The sequence below is a fragment of the Melissospora conviva genome (assembly GCF_049523535.1).
GTDB lineage: Bacteria > Actinomycetota > Actinomycetes > Mycobacteriales > Micromonosporaceae > Melissospora > Melissospora conviva.
Genome location: NZ_JBLLDT010000003.1, coordinates 395970 through 409817 on the forward strand (window position 1 = coordinate 395970; position 13848 = coordinate 409817).

The 13848-nt window shown below is 68.3% G+C and carries 12 protein-coding genes; 9 read left to right on the forward strand and 3 right to left on the reverse strand.

Annotation, left to right across the window (positions count from 1 at the left end):
• Nucleotides 1–163: 163 nt before the first annotated feature.
• Nucleotides 164–928 (reverse strand): AlkZ-related protein, encoded by a 765-nt coding sequence (locus tag ACK8GG_RS11230; RefSeq protein WP_440353573.1) that lies wholly within the window; start codon nucleotides 926–928, stop codon nucleotides 164–166.
• Between the two features lie 816 nt (nucleotides 929–1744).
• On the opposite strand from ACK8GG_RS11230, the gene ACK8GG_RS11235 reads away from it, so the two are divergent.
• From ACK8GG_RS11235 to ACK8GG_RS11270, 8 genes are read left to right on the forward strand one after another with little or no spacing between them, the layout of a single operon-like run.
• On the forward strand, nucleotides 1745–2899 hold the full coding sequence (locus ACK8GG_RS11235) for an ATP-grasp domain-containing protein (RefSeq protein WP_440353892.1): 1155 nt from the start codon (nucleotides 1745–1747) through the stop codon (nucleotides 2897–2899).
• On the forward strand, nucleotides 2899–4128 hold the full coding sequence (locus tag ACK8GG_RS11240) for an ATP-grasp domain-containing protein (protein ID WP_440356245.1): 1230 nt from the start codon (nucleotides 2899–2901) through the stop codon (nucleotides 4126–4128). The genes ACK8GG_RS11235 and ACK8GG_RS11240 overlap by 1 nt, the downstream gene beginning before the upstream one ends.
• Entirely contained in the window at nucleotides 4125–5555 is a 1431-nt protein-coding gene (locus ACK8GG_RS11245) for a coproporphyrinogen-III oxidase family protein (RefSeq protein ID WP_440353575.1), read from the forward strand. The genes ACK8GG_RS11240 and ACK8GG_RS11245 overlap by 4 nt, the downstream gene beginning before the upstream one ends.
• Entirely contained in the window at nucleotides 5552–6808 is a 1257-nt protein-coding gene (locus ACK8GG_RS11250) for an MFS transporter (RefSeq protein WP_440353576.1), read from the forward strand. The genes ACK8GG_RS11245 and ACK8GG_RS11250 overlap by 4 nt, the downstream gene beginning before the upstream one ends.
• The gene (locus tag ACK8GG_RS11255) at nucleotides 6792–8006 is read left to right on the forward strand and encodes an ATP-grasp domain-containing protein (RefSeq protein WP_440353577.1); all 1215 of its coding nucleotides are present in this window, start codon (nucleotides 6792–6794) and stop codon (nucleotides 8004–8006) included. The genes ACK8GG_RS11250 and ACK8GG_RS11255 overlap by 17 nt, the downstream gene beginning before the upstream one ends.
• Nucleotides 8003–8392: an adenosylmethionine decarboxylase gene (gene speD, locus ACK8GG_RS11260; RefSeq protein ID WP_440353578.1), complete on the forward strand. Its 390-nt coding sequence runs from the start codon at nucleotides 8003–8005 to the stop codon at nucleotides 8390–8392. Before ACK8GG_RS11255 ends, speD begins: the two co-directional genes overlap by 4 nt.
• Nucleotides 8389–9702, forward strand: a complete 1314-nt coding sequence (locus ACK8GG_RS11265; RefSeq protein WP_440353579.1) for a hypothetical protein — start codon at nucleotides 8389–8391, stop codon at nucleotides 9700–9702. Before speD ends, ACK8GG_RS11265 begins: the two co-directional genes overlap by 4 nt.
• Nucleotides 9699–10697 (forward strand): methyltransferase, encoded by a 999-nt coding sequence (locus tag ACK8GG_RS11270; protein ID WP_440353580.1) that lies wholly within the window; start codon nucleotides 9699–9701, stop codon nucleotides 10695–10697. Before ACK8GG_RS11265 ends, ACK8GG_RS11270 begins: the two co-directional genes overlap by 4 nt.
• A gap of 94 nt (nucleotides 10698–10791) precedes the next feature.
• On the opposite strand, the gene ACK8GG_RS11275 is transcribed toward ACK8GG_RS11270, so the two are convergent.
• Both ACK8GG_RS11275 and ACK8GG_RS11280 read right to left on the reverse strand, forming a co-directional pair.
• On the reverse strand, nucleotides 10792–11160 hold the full coding sequence (locus ACK8GG_RS11275; RefSeq protein WP_440353581.1) for a VOC family protein: 369 nt from the start codon (nucleotides 11158–11160) through the stop codon (nucleotides 10792–10794).
• A 143-nt stretch (nucleotides 11161–11303) separates the two neighbouring features.
• Nucleotides 11304–12047: a pyrimidine reductase family protein gene (locus ACK8GG_RS11280; RefSeq protein WP_440356246.1), complete on the reverse strand. Its 744-nt coding sequence runs from the start codon at nucleotides 12045–12047 to the stop codon at nucleotides 11304–11306.
• 426 nt (nucleotides 12048–12473) lie between these two features.
• Here ACK8GG_RS11280 and ACK8GG_RS11285 point away from each other — a divergent pair, with 426 nt between their 5' ends.
• Nucleotides 12474–13781, forward strand: a complete 1308-nt coding sequence (locus ACK8GG_RS11285) for an ABC transporter substrate-binding protein (protein WP_440356247.1) — start codon at nucleotides 12474–12476, stop codon at nucleotides 13779–13781.
• The last annotated feature ends 67 nt before the right edge of the window (nucleotides 13782–13848 follow it).

Sequence of the window (13848 nt, forward strand, 5' to 3'; positions counted from 1 at the left end):
GTCGTCACAGGGGTCGGCAGGCACGCCCTGCATCCTGCCCGAGACATACGACAGGTTGCCACGTGACGCGGCGGACGCCACGCCACTGGTCCCTCCGTCTCCGTAGCGCAAGCTCGCAGTCACGCCGCGCGATGCCGTGAATCGTCATGTTGCCCCGGGGCCGTCACCTCTCGGCGAGGCTGTCCGTCTCCGTTGGCTCCGGCACGGTCGGTGCTGCCGCGAACGCGCGCTCGGCCCGTTCCTTGGACCATCCGAAGGCCCGTCGCAGTTCGATCGGCCGACTGCTGATCATGGTGTCGGTGAAACGGGCGGCCGCGGCCGCGTCCCGCTCGTCACGTCCGCCCGCCGACGGCACGTGGAACACCCGCGTGGTGAGCTCCAGGACACAGCTGTCCCAGCCGGCGCCGGCTTCGACGCCGTAGTTGGTGACCAGCAGGTGTCGCCCCAGTTCGGTGATGGCCCGGTCGACCGTTTTCGGCGCCAGCCCCAGGACGGCCCGCGCCACCCGGGTGGAGGTGGCGCCTTCGTCGAGCAGATGCCGCGCCAGCCGGTGGGCGGCCGGGGTGAGCTGTCGTACGTGCTCGAAGTCGTCCTCCGCGCCGGGCCACTCGTAGAGGTCGGCGAGCATCGCCGGTGCGAGAAGCGTCTGCTTGCCGGAGATGTAGCGGCCCAACCAGGCATCGCCACGTACCGGCAACTCGTCCTTCCAGGTCCACATCGCCTCGATGTCAGGGCCCCACCCCGAGGGCTGACGCGGCGCCGAGTAGTCCCGCGACGCCTCCCGCAAGGACGGATAGCGACCCTGCGCGCCGCCGAAGAGCAGCGAGAAGTGGACGTCGTGCACATACTCGCGAGCCTCGTCGATGGTGCGGATCGGCGGTCCGTCGCGCCACCACCGTTGCATTCGCGCTTCCTGCAGAGCTGTCATGTCCACTCACCCGTCGTCGTACACGCACACCCCGTGCGCGGAACGTGAGATCGACCGTAGTCGTACCCTGCGACTGTGCGCCGAGGGGCACGACGCCGCGGTCCGGGCGAAATGGGTCGGGCGCAGCCGTCGCCACCGATCCGGGCGGGCTCGGGATTACGTACGGCGGGGCCATGGGCAATTCTCACGCGACCCTCGGCGCAGGTGACGTGACGCAGGCCACGCCAGGTGTGGAGCGCGCCCGGGTGACGGGTGCGCGGGTGCGCCCGCGAAAGCAGGGTACGACTATCCGACTGCCGGGTCGGATCATTTTTTGCGGCCAGCATCCGGGCATTTTTTCGAGGCTTATTGACATCCCCACGATTTGATCATGCGATATCGTGATGCAATTTGCGGAATTGTATTCAAATGCGACGAGATGTGTGGGTGAACTGTGACGGTCTCGTTTCGCGGCCTGCCGGATTCCTGATGAGTCAAGGGCGAAGGGCGGGTGCCGTCGGACCTGGCGGGCAGGTGCCGGGCGACTGGTGAGGCGTCGCTCGCCGGCGGCTCCGCCTGTGGGTCAGGCGTTGTCGCGGTCGGAAAGAGAAGGGCTGGCCTCCTGGTCCGGGTTGGGGTCCGGAGTTGCCCAGTGGTGTCCGGTATCGACGTAGGTCGCTACCTTTGCCCTGGCTTCGTTTTGTTATTCGAATGATTCCTGACTATGTCTTGCGGGCTGTTGGTCAACCGGGGCATAGTCCCGTCAGTTGCCCATTGGGGCACCACTTCGGCGGGGGAGTTGCTTTGGTCAGACTTCTCATGGTCGGCTGCGGTTGGATGGGCCGGCCATATCTCAATCGTGCACACCGACGCGGTATGCGTGTCGCCGTCCTGGACACCGCCGATGCGCTTTCCTGGGACGAGACCCGTGCGGCGATGGGGCCCGACGACCGCGGCTATCCGGTCAGCGGGACCGACGACGAGGGCTGGCTCGCGGCCGCCACCGCCGCTCTTGCCGACGGCCCGGTGGACGGGGTGGTCGCGTTCTCCGAGCCGCACGTGGTGGCGGCTGCCCTGATCGCCGAGGAGCTCGGCCTGCCTGGGCCGGGTGTACGCGCAGCCGTCGTGTCGCGGAACAAGCTCATGCAGCGGGAACTGTTCCGCAGGTCCGGCCTTGCTCAGCCCGAGTTCTTCCACGCCCGGGACGTGGCCGCAGCCGTCGACTTCGCCGCGGACAGGTTCCCGGTCGTGCTCAAGCCGCTCTCCGGAATGGGCAGCCGCAGCGTGCAGGTGATCACCGACGAGGCCGGACTGCGTGACTGGGCGGCAAGCCAGGACGGCAGCTTCCTGGTCGAGACCTTCCTGGACGGGCCCGAGGTCAGCGTCGAGGCGGTGGTCGTCGACGGCGCCGTCGTCTTCAGTAACGTCACGGCCAAGACGGTGACCGAGCTGCCCTTCCGCGTCGAACTGGCGCACCACGTGCCCGCCGCTCTCGCGACCGGCGAGCAGGAGGCGATCCGCGCCGTCCTGACGGCGGTGGTCGGCGCGATGGGCATGAGCACCGGCATCGTGCACCTCGAGTTGATCGTCCGGCCGGACGGACCGTACATCGTGGAGATCGCCACCCGGACGCCCGGCGACTACCTGATGGACGTCATCGAGGCTGCCACGGGCATCGACCTTTATGACAAGGTCATTGCGGCAGCCTGCGGGTTGCCCCTGAACATCGGAGCGGTCCGCCCGGAGACCGCGTCGGTCTGGTTCCCGACGCCGGAGGCCGGCAAGGTGACATCGATCGACGGGGTCGAGCAGATCGAACGACTGCCCGGAGTGGTCAAGATCGAGATCGATGTGGCGCCCGGCGGTGAGATCCACCCGCTGCGATCGTCGATGGACCGGATCGGGATGGTGGTCTACCGCGCCCCGGACCGGCCGGCCCTCGACGCGCTTCTGTCGCAGATCTCCCGCGAGCTGCGGGTCTCGGTCGAGTGATGGCGGATCATCTCACCGAGGTCGTTCCCGCTCCCGTAGTACTCGTCAACCCGGCCATGACAGGCCGGGGGTTCAAAGACGCGTGCGCGCGACGCGGACTGCCGACGATCGCCCTCTACACACTCGATGACACCCTGCTGGCGGCCTACGACCATGACTACCGGCGCGGTGACGCAGAGGTTGTGCACGCCGGGGACTCGGTAGCCGCCAGAGCCCGCCTGCCGGCCGCTGTCCGCGCCGTCGTCCCCACCACCGAACCGTCCGTCGTGATCGCCGACGAACTGAGCGCGCAGCTGCGACTGCCCGGAAACCCTGCCCGCACCGCGATGGCCCGCCGCAGCAAGATCGAGATGCGTCGGTGGGCGCACCGGGCCGGCCTGCGGGTACCGGCGTTCGAGCTGGTGCCCGGCCCCGAAGTCTCGGCGGCGGCGGCGCGGATCGGGCACCCGGCGATCGTCAAGCCACAGCATGGTGCCGGCTCGCACGGAGTCGTGATGGTTCCGGATGCGACGGTGGCCCCGAACCTGATCAGTCACGACCTGTTCGGGAACCCGATCGGCGAATGGATGGTGGAGCGGTACGTCCGCGGCCGCGAACTGGCCGTCAACTCGTTCAGCCACGACGGCCGGCACCGGATCCTGGACATCTGGGAGTATCGGCAGCCGAGCTCGGCCGACTACGACCAGCCGTACTGGGACGTGGTGCAGTTGCGGCCGACGGACCCGGACTGGGCGCTCGCCGCCGAGTTCGTCGAGCGCGTGCTCGACGCTTACCAGGTGCAGCTGGGGCCGTGCCATACGGAAATCAAAATCGATCAGAGCGGCCCGTGGCTCATCGAACTTGCCAGCCGGCTTCCGGGCGCGCACATCGTCGACCATTGGCAGGCGCACAGCGCGATCCGGCCCTATGACGACACCTTGGCGGCGTACCTCGGAGAGGATCCGGGCCTGCTCGATCGGGAGCTGGGTTTCGACGCGGCTCTGGGAATCTGCTGTCTGCGCAACGACGACCGGCCGGGAGTGCTCGTCGACCTGCACGGCCTTGACGACGTGCGCCAGATGCCGGGGGTCGATGCGGTCTTCTCGTCCCTCGCGCCCGGTGACCACGTACCGCTCACCCGGGACCTCAACTCCCTGCTCGCTTTCGTGCTCGTCCACGGATCCACCGTCGAAGACGTCGACATCCTGTTCCGCACTATCCGCAACCAGGTGCGATTGGAACTCAAATGATCAATTTTGTTCCCGGCAAGACGCTCATGAAGTTCGACCGGCAGCTGCCCTTCTACAACTGGCTCTATCCGATGAAGGGCCAGGAACTCGACACGGTCAGCCACCACGACTTTCACCGCGGAGTCCGCACGGACGGTGTGCGGTCGCGCGCGCTGTACTTCCACATTCCTTTCTGCGACACGGTCTGCACCTTCTGCACCCTCAATCGAGGTTTGGGCAGCACCGGCGACGAGCAGATCGAGACCTACGTCCAGGCGCTTCTCAAGGAAATTGCCCTCAAGGGCAGGTACGCCGAGGTCACCTCCGTGCCCATCCGGGCGATCTTCTTCGGCGGCGGTACGCCGACCACGCTCACCGCTGACCAGATCACCCGCATCGGTCGCGCCATCCACGACAGCTTCGACCTGTCGGCGTTGGAGGAGTTCACCTTCGAGGCCGAGGTGAAGAGCGTCACCGAGGAGAAGTGCGCGGCGATGCGGGACATCGGCGTCAACAAGGCCCGTTTCGGCCTGCAGAGCTTCGATCCCCTGTACCGCGAGATCTTCAACATCACCGCGACGATCGAGCAGGAGCACGCTGCTGCCGAGATGTTCGCGCGCTATTTCGATTACACCAGCTTCGACATGATCTACGGCATGCACGGCCAGACGTTCGAGCAGTTCTCGCGGGACATCGAGTACGCCATCGGTATGGGAACGGCCACCATGGAGCTCTACCCGATCAGCAACGTCGTGACCCAGGCGCCGTTGCACCGCGGCTACGCCGCCCGGGGCCTGCAGCCGCTGAGCTTCATCGACAAGATGGCCATGACCATCTATCTCAATCAGTACCTGCGCGCTGCCGGCTTCCAGCAGCACAACGGCCACGGTTATCTGCGTCTCCCGGAAGGCGTCAAGCCCGGCCCGCATTTCATCTCGCGCGACTACGTAAACCTGTACAACACGCACACCTGGTCCCACCACGACGACGAGTTGATCGGCCTGGGCAACAGTGCCATCTCGCAGCTGGCCAACTTCACCGTCATGAACGACGACAACAGGGCGACCTACGTCAAGAACCTGCTCGAGTCGGACGACGTCAAGATCAATCTGAGCGTCGGCGACGGAATCCCGTACGAGCGCGGCATCATCCTGCACCTTCCCTACTTCGGGTGGCTGGCCAAGGACCGCATCGCCTGGGAGCACATCCCGGCTGAGATCACCGACAAGCTGGGGGTGCTGGTCCAGGAGGGAATGCTCGAGGAGGACGCCGCCGAGTTCCGGGTCACCGAACTGGGCTGGGTCTGGTACGTCAACATGATGTACCACCTGTCCCCGTCGTCGGATCAGAAGGTGCTGGACGAGTTCACCGCACTCAAGCGCCGGACCAAGGGCCTGACCGACGGTGACGACCGCATGCTGCCGCTGCTGCAGGTGGCGGCTCGATGACCGAGGCCCTCACCCCGGCCGCGAGCCGGAAGCCGCCGCCGTTGTGGCAGATGGAGGGTCCGCAACTGCTGCTGGTGATCGGCTCGTTCCTGAACGCGGTGGCGTTCTTCTCCGCGTTGCCGTTCGCCTCCCTCTACCTGGCCGCCTACACGCCGCTGTCGAACCCCGCCATCGGCGCGGTGGTCGGCGGCATAGCTCTCATCGCCTCCGTCGGCGGGGTCGTCGGTGGGATGCTGGTCGACCGGTTCGGCGCGGTCACCCTGATGGGCATCGGCCTGTCGCTCTACACCCTTTTGTACGCCTCGCTCAGCGTCGTACGCAGCACGCCGGCGATCGTCGCGCTCCTGCTCGGGCTCGGTGCGGCGAGACTCTTCGTCGAGCCGGGCGGGAAGAAGTTGATGTCGCTGGCCGCAGGGGCCGATGGCCGCATCTTCCGGCTGCGATACATGATTCTCTGTGGCGGCGCGATCGTGGGCCCAGCAATCGGTGGCCTGCTGTACGCGATCAGTCCGAAGGTCTTCTTCGCCGTACCCGCGGTCCTGTACGCCGTCTACCTGGCCTTGATCGTGTCGCGTCGCGCGCTCTTCGCGCAGCTGGAAGAGACGGCAACCGGTGACAAGACGCGTTTTCCGTTGAGCGCCGCCGTGCGGGACGTCCGCCTGCTGGCCGCCACCGGAGCCGGCCTGGCCATCTTCTTCGTCTTCGCGCAGATGGAGTCGATCGTCCCGCTCTACATCAAGGAGCAGTGGGGCGAGGATGCGGTCCGCTACTTCGCCGGGTTGTTCATCACCAATGCGGTGCTCGCGCTCGTCCTGCAGGTGCCGATCGTCTGGCTGTCCAACAGGATGTCCCGCGCGAGCCTGGTGGTGCTCGGCTGCTTCGGGTTCGCCGCGTCCTTCCTCTGCTTCTGGGCCAGCGGCTTCGCCGGACTCGCCTTGCTCTATGTCGGCATCGTGTTCTGGACCATCGGCGAGGGTGTGCTCCTGCCCATGCCCGACATCGCCGTACACGAAATTGCCACCGACGACCGCAAGGGTGCCTACTTCGGGTTTGCCGAGATCCGTTACCTCGGCTTCTTCGCCGGGCCTTTCATCGGCGGTCTGTTGTTGAGCGGGCGCAACATCACCTACTTCGCGGTGATGGCGGCCTTCATCTTCGTCTGCGCACCGCTGTTGCTGGCCCGCAGATTCTCACCATCGGCTCCGACGAAGGTCGGCATGCCCGAGGAGGTCGTCAGTGCCGCCAACCACTGAGGGCGTGATCCTGGTCGCCCACCGAATCCCTGCGGAGGTCACGCCGGTGGGGGACTGGCTGGCCGACGTCGCCGACCGGGTGGTCCTGGTGACCAGCAGCTCCGCCGCCGCCGGCTACGCCGGGCGGTTCGCCGAGGTGATCGCCGTGGAGGACTACAGCGCCTCCACCGAGGTGGTCGACCACCTGGACCGGTTGTGCCGAAGCCGCCGGGTCACGCACCTTCTGCACAGCACCGAGGACGACATTCTCCGATTGGCCCAGGTGCGGCAGCGGCACGGCATCGCGGGTCTGCTCGAGGCGGATGCGCTGGTCTTCCGGGACAAGTACCACATGAAGGTCGCCGCAATGGCGGCGGTACGGACACCGGAATTCCTGGCCCCGGGCACCGTTGACGCCGCAGCGGAGTTCGCCGAACGGGTCGGCTGGCCGGTGGTCGTCAAGCCACGGCTCGGCTTCGGCTCGCGCGGGGTGACCGTTGTCCGCGACGCGCCCGCGCTCGCCCGGCACCTCGGTGACCGGAACCTCGACGACGTGCTCGTCGAGGCGTACATCCCGGGCCTGGTGTACCACGTGGACGGGTTCATGCAGGCCGGCGAGGTTCTGCTGGCGGTACCGTCGCGTTACCTGAACAACTGTCTGTCCTTCGCCGACGGCGAGGCGCTCGGCAGCGTGCAACTCGACGACCACGATCCGCTGGCGGTCGAGCTGACGCGTTTCGCCGAACGCGTCGTCGCCGCCCTGCCTGCGACTGATGCGACCCCGTTCCACCTCGAGGTCTTCCGCCACGAGCAGACCGGAGAACTCTACTTCTGCGAGATCGGCGCGCGAATCGGTGGTGGTCACATCTACGAGATGCTCACCCGCGCCACCGGCCGGAATCCCGTGGAGTTCTGGTTCCGTCGGCAGGCCGGGCTGTCGTACGACGCGGCAAGCTTCACCCGTGGGACCGAGCGTTACGGATTCCTGCTGGTGCCGCCTCGGACGGGAACCCTGGAAGAAATCAAAGACATCCCCCTGCCCCCTGCGGTGCAGCAGTCGACGACCCCGCAGTCCCTTCCGCAGACGTACCAGGCGGCCACCGCGTCGACCGACAGCGTCGCGTCGTTCGTGGTGGTCGGCTCCAGCGCCGCCGATGCCGAAACGTCGGTGCGCGCCTGCATGCAGTGGTCTCAGGACGCGCTGAGGTGGTCGGAATGAGCGACTACGACTTCACCGGCACCCACGTACTGTGTGATGTCACCGGCGTCGCGCCCGAGCGCATCTTCGACAACGCCTTGATTCTCGACGCGATCCGTCGCGGTATCGAAGTCTCCGGCGCCGAACTGTGCGGTGTGCAGACGAAGACGTTCGAGCCGGCCGGTGTGACGGCGGTGTACGTGCTGTCGGAATCCCACGTCTCCGTGCACACCTACCCCGAATCCGGGTCGCTGTTCATGGATGCCTTCACCTGCGGGTCGCGGTGCGTGCCGCAGCGCATCGTCGAGGTGCTTCTCGACGCGCTCGGGCCGTGCGAGTACCGAACCAGCGTCATGAGCCGGGGACAGCCGGTGCGCTCCCTCGTGCCGGCCGGGGGACTGAAATGATCACCGCGGATCTCGTCGATGCGGAAGCGGCGCTGGCCGGGCGCTGCGTGGGCGTGGGCGGGATGAGCACACAGGCTGCGGGCGCGACAGGCGCAGAGCGTTCCGGCTCGGCGGCGTGTGCGGCAGTCGAGGCGTGGCGGCCGGGTGCGGCGCCGTTCCCGTACCAGGAAACGGCCGCGCACCTGTGCGCCGTGGGACGGATGCGCGCCGCCCCCGGTCTCGTCGCCCGGCTCTCCGCCCTGTTGACCGAACTCGCCGGCACCGGCCCGGGTGGTCCGGCCGTCGATCCGCCGCAGGACTGCCCCGGCCGGCTCACCGCCTGGCTGCCGATGACCTGTGACCAGAAGACCGGTGGATACGCCACGTACGCGGGCATCGACTCGCACCGGATACTGGTGGCCGCGCGGGATCCGCGCAGGTGGCCGGTGGTGACCGACGAGGTGTGCGTGGCGGCTCTCGCCGACCTTGCCGCTGTCGAGGCCGGGGCGCTCAGCCGGCACGGCTCCGCGGTGCGGGCGCGGCTGCGGGGTGTGGCCCGGTTGATCGTGCGGGCCGATGTGCTGGCGCCCACGTTCTCCCTGGACGAGTCGGTGGTCGGTGACGTCGCGGAGGCGCTCGCCGATCCGCAGGTGCCGTTGCCGGCGCTCGCGGCGGCAATGCAGCGGGCTGCCAAGTCGGTGCAGGAACAGGTGCCGGCTGACATCGCGACCGCGGTCGCGACGACTGTGCTGCCCACGACCCGGTTGCATGACGAGATCATGTTCATTCGCAGCATCCAGATCTTCGAGACCCTCTACGACCAGATCGGACGCTCCATAGCGGAATCGGTCGCGTTGGTGGACTGCGGGAACATCGACAAGGCCGCGGAGACGATCTCCGCCGCCACCGATCGACTGGCTGCGGTGCCCGCGCTGTTCCGGGTGCTGGGGACCATGCCGGTCGAGGTGTTCGCGGTGATCCGTGGGTTCACCTCCGGGCGCAGCGCGGTCCAGTCCCGGGCCTACCGGAAAATCGAGGAATCCTGCGCGGCGCCGGACGAGACAACGGTCGGCGAGGTCACGGCGCGAACGTGGACCCGACCGGTGTTGCAGGACGCGTACCTGCGCGTCCGGGGTGCTCCGTCGGCCGATCGGCTCGCCACCCAGATGCAGCGGCTGGATGCGGCGTGGCGGCGAATGAAGCGGGGCCACTGGGGGATCACCTTGCGCATAATCGGCACCGTGCCGGGGACCGGCGGCACGACCGGGGCTTCCTACCTGCGCGTCGCAGCCGAAACCCCGCTCTTCCCTCTGCTGGCGGACGCCTCATGACAATGGACGCCAACCGCGAGCTGCGCCGAAAGATCATGGGATACCTGGTTTCGCAGGCCATCTTCGTGCTGTGTGAACTGGGCGTACCCGACCGTCTCGCCGGCGGGCCGGTCCGGCTCGACATCCTCGCCGGCGCAAGTGGCGCAGAGCCTGATGCGCTCCGCCGCTTTCTGCGGGTGCTGGTCGGCGAGGGGTTGTTCACCGAGACCACCCCGGACAACTTCGGTCTGACGCCCATGGGTGAGCTTCTGCGTACCGATGTGGAGGGTTCGCTGCACCACCTCGCCGGCCTGATGGGTGGGGAGGCCTACGACGCCTGGGGGTCGGCGAGCCATTCGGTACGCACCGGGACGGCGGCGTTTGACCAGGTTTTCGGCCAGCCCTACTTCTCCTGGCTCGCCGACCATCCGGCAGCCGCCGCACGCTTCGACCTGGGGCAGGCCGGGCTGGTGGAGATGCGGCTGCTTCCGCTGCTGGACCGGGACTGGGCCGGTGTCACGTCGGTGGTCGACGTCGGCGGTGGGAACGGCGTGTTGCTGGCCCGGCTGGCGGCGCGGCATCGGCACGTTACCGGAGTGGTGTACGACCTGCCGCACGTGGTCACGACAGCAGGACCGCTGCTGCGCGACGTCGGCGTCGGCGATCGAGTCGTCACGGTGGGCGGTGACTTCTTCGAGAAGGTGCCGGCGGGTGCCGACGCGTACGTCCTGTCCCAGATTCTGCACGATTGGAATGACGAGCGCGCCGGGGTGATCCTGGCCAACTGCCGGCAGGCGATGCCAGATCATGCCCGTCTGCTGATCGTCGAGCAGGTGCTCGACGACGATGCGGGCGCAGACCCGGCCGCGTTGCTCGATCTGCACATGCTGGTGCTGCTCGGTGGCCGGGAACGTACCCGGTCGGACTGGGAACGTCTACTGGCAGGGAGCGGCTTCGTGCTCGATTCCGTAGCCCCGGGCCCCCGTTCGTCCCTGTTGACGGCACGGCCACGATGAGCCGCGCTGCCGCTCATCGTGGGACGCGGCCCACGCCCCGCCGACCAGGCTGCCCGTCTGCTCGGCGCGGTCATCGTGCGACGTCGGTGACGGCTCAACCCGGTCGGTGGCAGACCGCCTCGACGTTGTTGCCGTCCGGGTCGCGCACGAACGCGCCGTAGTAGGTCGGGTGGTACTCCGGCCACAGGCGCGCCGGGTGCAGCACCTCGGCGCCGGCCGCCTGCGCGGCCTCCTGGAAGGCCCGCACCGCGGCGCGGTCGGGCGCGACGAAGGCCAGGTGCAGCTCCCGGCCGGGGCCGGGGGCGTAGGTCGGGCCGACCCAGAACGAGGGGTGGTCCTGGCCGTAGGCGATCCCGCCCGGGCTCTCCATCACCCGGCGGAAGCCGAGCGGGGCCAGGACGGCGTCGTAGAAGGCCGTGCTGGCCGGCAGGTCGTCGACCTGGATGGAGACGTGGTCGAGCATCGGTTGCTACCTCCGGGGAAGGGTGGATCGACGCCGGTGTTCACCGCCGTATGCCCTGTATTCTGCCCGTCCCCTGTGACATTTCCGGCCGCGTCGCAGGACCCGGCGGGGATGGTGGGAGGCGTTACCGGGCGGGTGCACCGTCAGGACCGGGTGTGGCGCAGCAGCAGGGTGCCGTCATCGGCGGCGAGGACGTGGGCCAGCCGCATCGGCCGCGGTGGGCCGACCGGCCCGGCGATGATCCGGCCCGCGTCGGGACCGGCCAGCAGCGGTGAGATGGTCAGGCACAGCTCGTCGACCAGGTCGGCTTCGGTGAGGCTGCCGAACAGGTGCGGGCCCCCCTCGCAGAGCAGCTGGGTCAGGCCGCGTTCGTGCAGGGCGGCGAGCCCGGCGGCGAGGTCGACCTCGCCGTCACCGTGGCGCAGCACGTCGGCGACGGCGTCGAGGCCGTCGGGGGCCTCGGCGTCGCGGTGGGTGAGGACGACCGGACGCACCGGTGCTTCGGCGAAGACCGCGGCGGCCGGGTCGAGCTTGAGGGTGCGGGAGACCACGACCAGCACGGGGTACTCGGCGACGCCGTTCTCCCGGCGCCAGGCCCGGCGCTCCTCGTCCAGGCGCACCGCCCGGTAGCCCTCGTGGCGCAGGGTGCCGGCGCCGACGACCAGTGCGTCGCAGACCTTGCGCATGATGCCGAAGACCCGCTTGTCGGGCTCGCCGGAGAGACCCTCGGAGTAGCCGTCGAGGGTGACGGCGCCGTCCAGGCTGGTCACGAAGTTCATCCGCAGGTGCGGTGCGGGCGTACGGGGGTAGAGCGCGGTGAGCGCGGCGTTGTCCAGGACCGCCGTGCCGCCGTCGTCGAGCCGCCGTAGCGGCATCGGGGCGCTCATTCGCCCGGCCGGCCGGTGGCCGGCGGGGTCGGCTCGGGGTGGCGGTGTTGGCAGTCGCACCACTCGCGACCCTGGCACTCGTCGTGCCGCTTCTCCCGGCAGGCCTGGCAGATCATGCCCGTCAGCCTAACCAGCGCCGGCGGTGGCCGCTGGGTGAGCACGGCCGCCGGATGTGTTCCGTGTCTCGTTCCGGTAACGAAATGGGATCGCTCCCACGAACGTATTGACGGCCTCTCGTCTGCGGCGGCAATCTCATGGGAACGCTCCCGGGCGTCGCTCCACCTGTCACAGCGCATCCCGCACCACCCGTCCGACGGGCCAGCTGGACGAGGCCGCCGCACGGCCCCCCGGCCTTGCGACGTGTCCCCGTCGCGACAACCGCTCCACCCCCACCACCACCCACATCACGACCTGAGAGGGGTCACGATGCGCGTTACCAGACGAGGCGTACGCGGATTCACCGCGATCGCCCTCGCCGCCGGTCTGGTCGCCGGCGGCGCGGCATGCAGCAAGGACACCGGCGGAGGCGCCGACGCCGACGGTGTGGTCACCGTCGTCCTGCAGACCTTCGGCAACTTCGGCTACGACGAAGCGATCAAGGACTTCGAGGCTGCCAACAAGGACATCAAGGTCGACCACCAGAAGATGGGCGAGCTGCGCGACTTCCAGCCCAAGCTGGTGCAGTGGCTGACCGCGGGCAACGGTGCCGGTGACGTCGTCGGGCTCGAGGAGGGCGTGCTGCTTCAGTACGTGCAGAACTCCGACAAGTTCGCCAACCTGCTCGACCTCGGCGCCGCCGACCTCAAGGGCAACTTCCCCGAGTGGAAGTGGAACAACGCGCTGACCGCCGACGGCAGCAAGCTCATCGGCCTCGGCACCGACGTCGGCGGCCTGGCGCTCTGCTACCGCAAGGACCTCTTCGCCGAGGCCGGCCTGCCCACCGACCGCGACGAGGTCTCCAAGCTGGTCTCCGGCAGCTGGGACGACTACCTCGCGGCCGGGCGCAAGTTCAAGGCCAGCGGCGTCAAGGCGGCCTGGCTGGACAGCGCCACCGGCATCGTCCAGCCCTACGTCATGCAGAACTCCGAGACCTTCTTCGTCGACAAGCAGAACAACTTCATCGGCGACACCAACCCGGCGGTGCGCCAGGCGTGGGACCTGGGGCTGAAGATGGCCGCCGAAGGGCTCACCGCCAAGACCCAGCGCTGGAGCGCCGACTGGGACGCCGCCTTCAAGAACTCCGCCTTCGCCACCATCCCCTGCCCCGCCTGGATGACCGAGGGCAACATCGCCCCCAAGTCCGGACCGGCCAACGCCGGCAAGTGGGACGTGGCCACCATCCCCGGCGGCAGCGGCAACTGGGGCGGCTCCTACCTGGGCATCCCGGAGCAGAGCACCAAGAAGAAGGCCGCCTTCAAGCTGATGAAGTACCTCACCAGCAAGGAGGGGCACCTGGCGGCGTTCGAGCAGACCGGCGCGATGCCGTCCAGCCTGGACGGTCTCGCCGACCCGCTCTTCGCCGACAAGACCAGCGAGTATTTCAGCGGCGCGCCGGTCGGCAAGATCTTCGGCGACAGCGTCAAGGAGATGAAGCCGACCTACCTCGGCCCGAAGCACCAGCAGCTCTGGGAGGGCATCTTCGAGCCGCAGATGCAGGCCGTCGAGCGGGGATCCGCCAAGCCTGAGGACGCCTGGAACAAGGCCGTCGCCGAAGGCAAAAAGGCAACCGCCTGAGTCGAGCTCCGGCTGCCGTACCCCGCCTGAGTGGGGTGGCGGTGGCGCCCGTACCCCGAGCCGGGGG

Bases quoted from the DNA above. Each gene is read 5' to 3' on its own strand.
- ACK8GG_RS11230 (WP_440353573.1), bottom strand. From the start codon at position 928: ATGACAGCTCTGCAGGAAGCGCGAATGCAACGGTGGTGGCGCGACGGA.
- ACK8GG_RS11235 (WP_440353892.1), top strand. From the start codon at position 1,745: ATGGGCCGGCCATATCTCAATCGTGCACACCGACGCGGTATGCGTGTC.
- ACK8GG_RS11240 (WP_440356245.1), top strand. From the start codon at position 2,899: ATGGCGGATCATCTCACCGAGGTCGTTCCCGCTCCCGTAGTACTCGTC.
- ACK8GG_RS11245 (WP_440353575.1), top strand. From the start codon at position 4,125: ATGATCAATTTTGTTCCCGGCAAGACGCTCATGAAGTTCGACCGGCAG.
- ACK8GG_RS11250 (WP_440353576.1), top strand. From the start codon at position 5,552: ATGACCGAGGCCCTCACCCCGGCCGCGAGCCGGAAGCCGCCGCCGTTG.
- speD (WP_440353578.1), top strand. From the start codon at position 8,003: ATGAGCGACTACGACTTCACCGGCACCCACGTACTGTGTGATGTCACC.
- ACK8GG_RS11265 (WP_440353579.1), top strand. From the start codon at position 8,389: ATGATCACCGCGGATCTCGTCGATGCGGAAGCGGCGCTGGCCGGGCGC.
- ACK8GG_RS11270 (WP_440353580.1), top strand. From the start codon at position 9,699: ATGACAATGGACGCCAACCGCGAGCTGCGCCGAAAGATCATGGGATAC.
- ACK8GG_RS11275 (WP_440353581.1), bottom strand. From the start codon at position 11,160: ATGCTCGACCACGTCTCCATCCAGGTCGACGACCTGCCGGCCAGCACG.
- ACK8GG_RS11280 (WP_440356246.1), bottom strand. From the start codon at position 12,047: ATGAGCGCCCCGATGCCGCTACGGCGGCTCGACGACGGCGGCACGGCG.
- ACK8GG_RS11285 (WP_440356247.1), top strand. From the start codon at position 12,474: ATGCGCGTTACCAGACGAGGCGTACGCGGATTCACCGCGATCGCCCTC.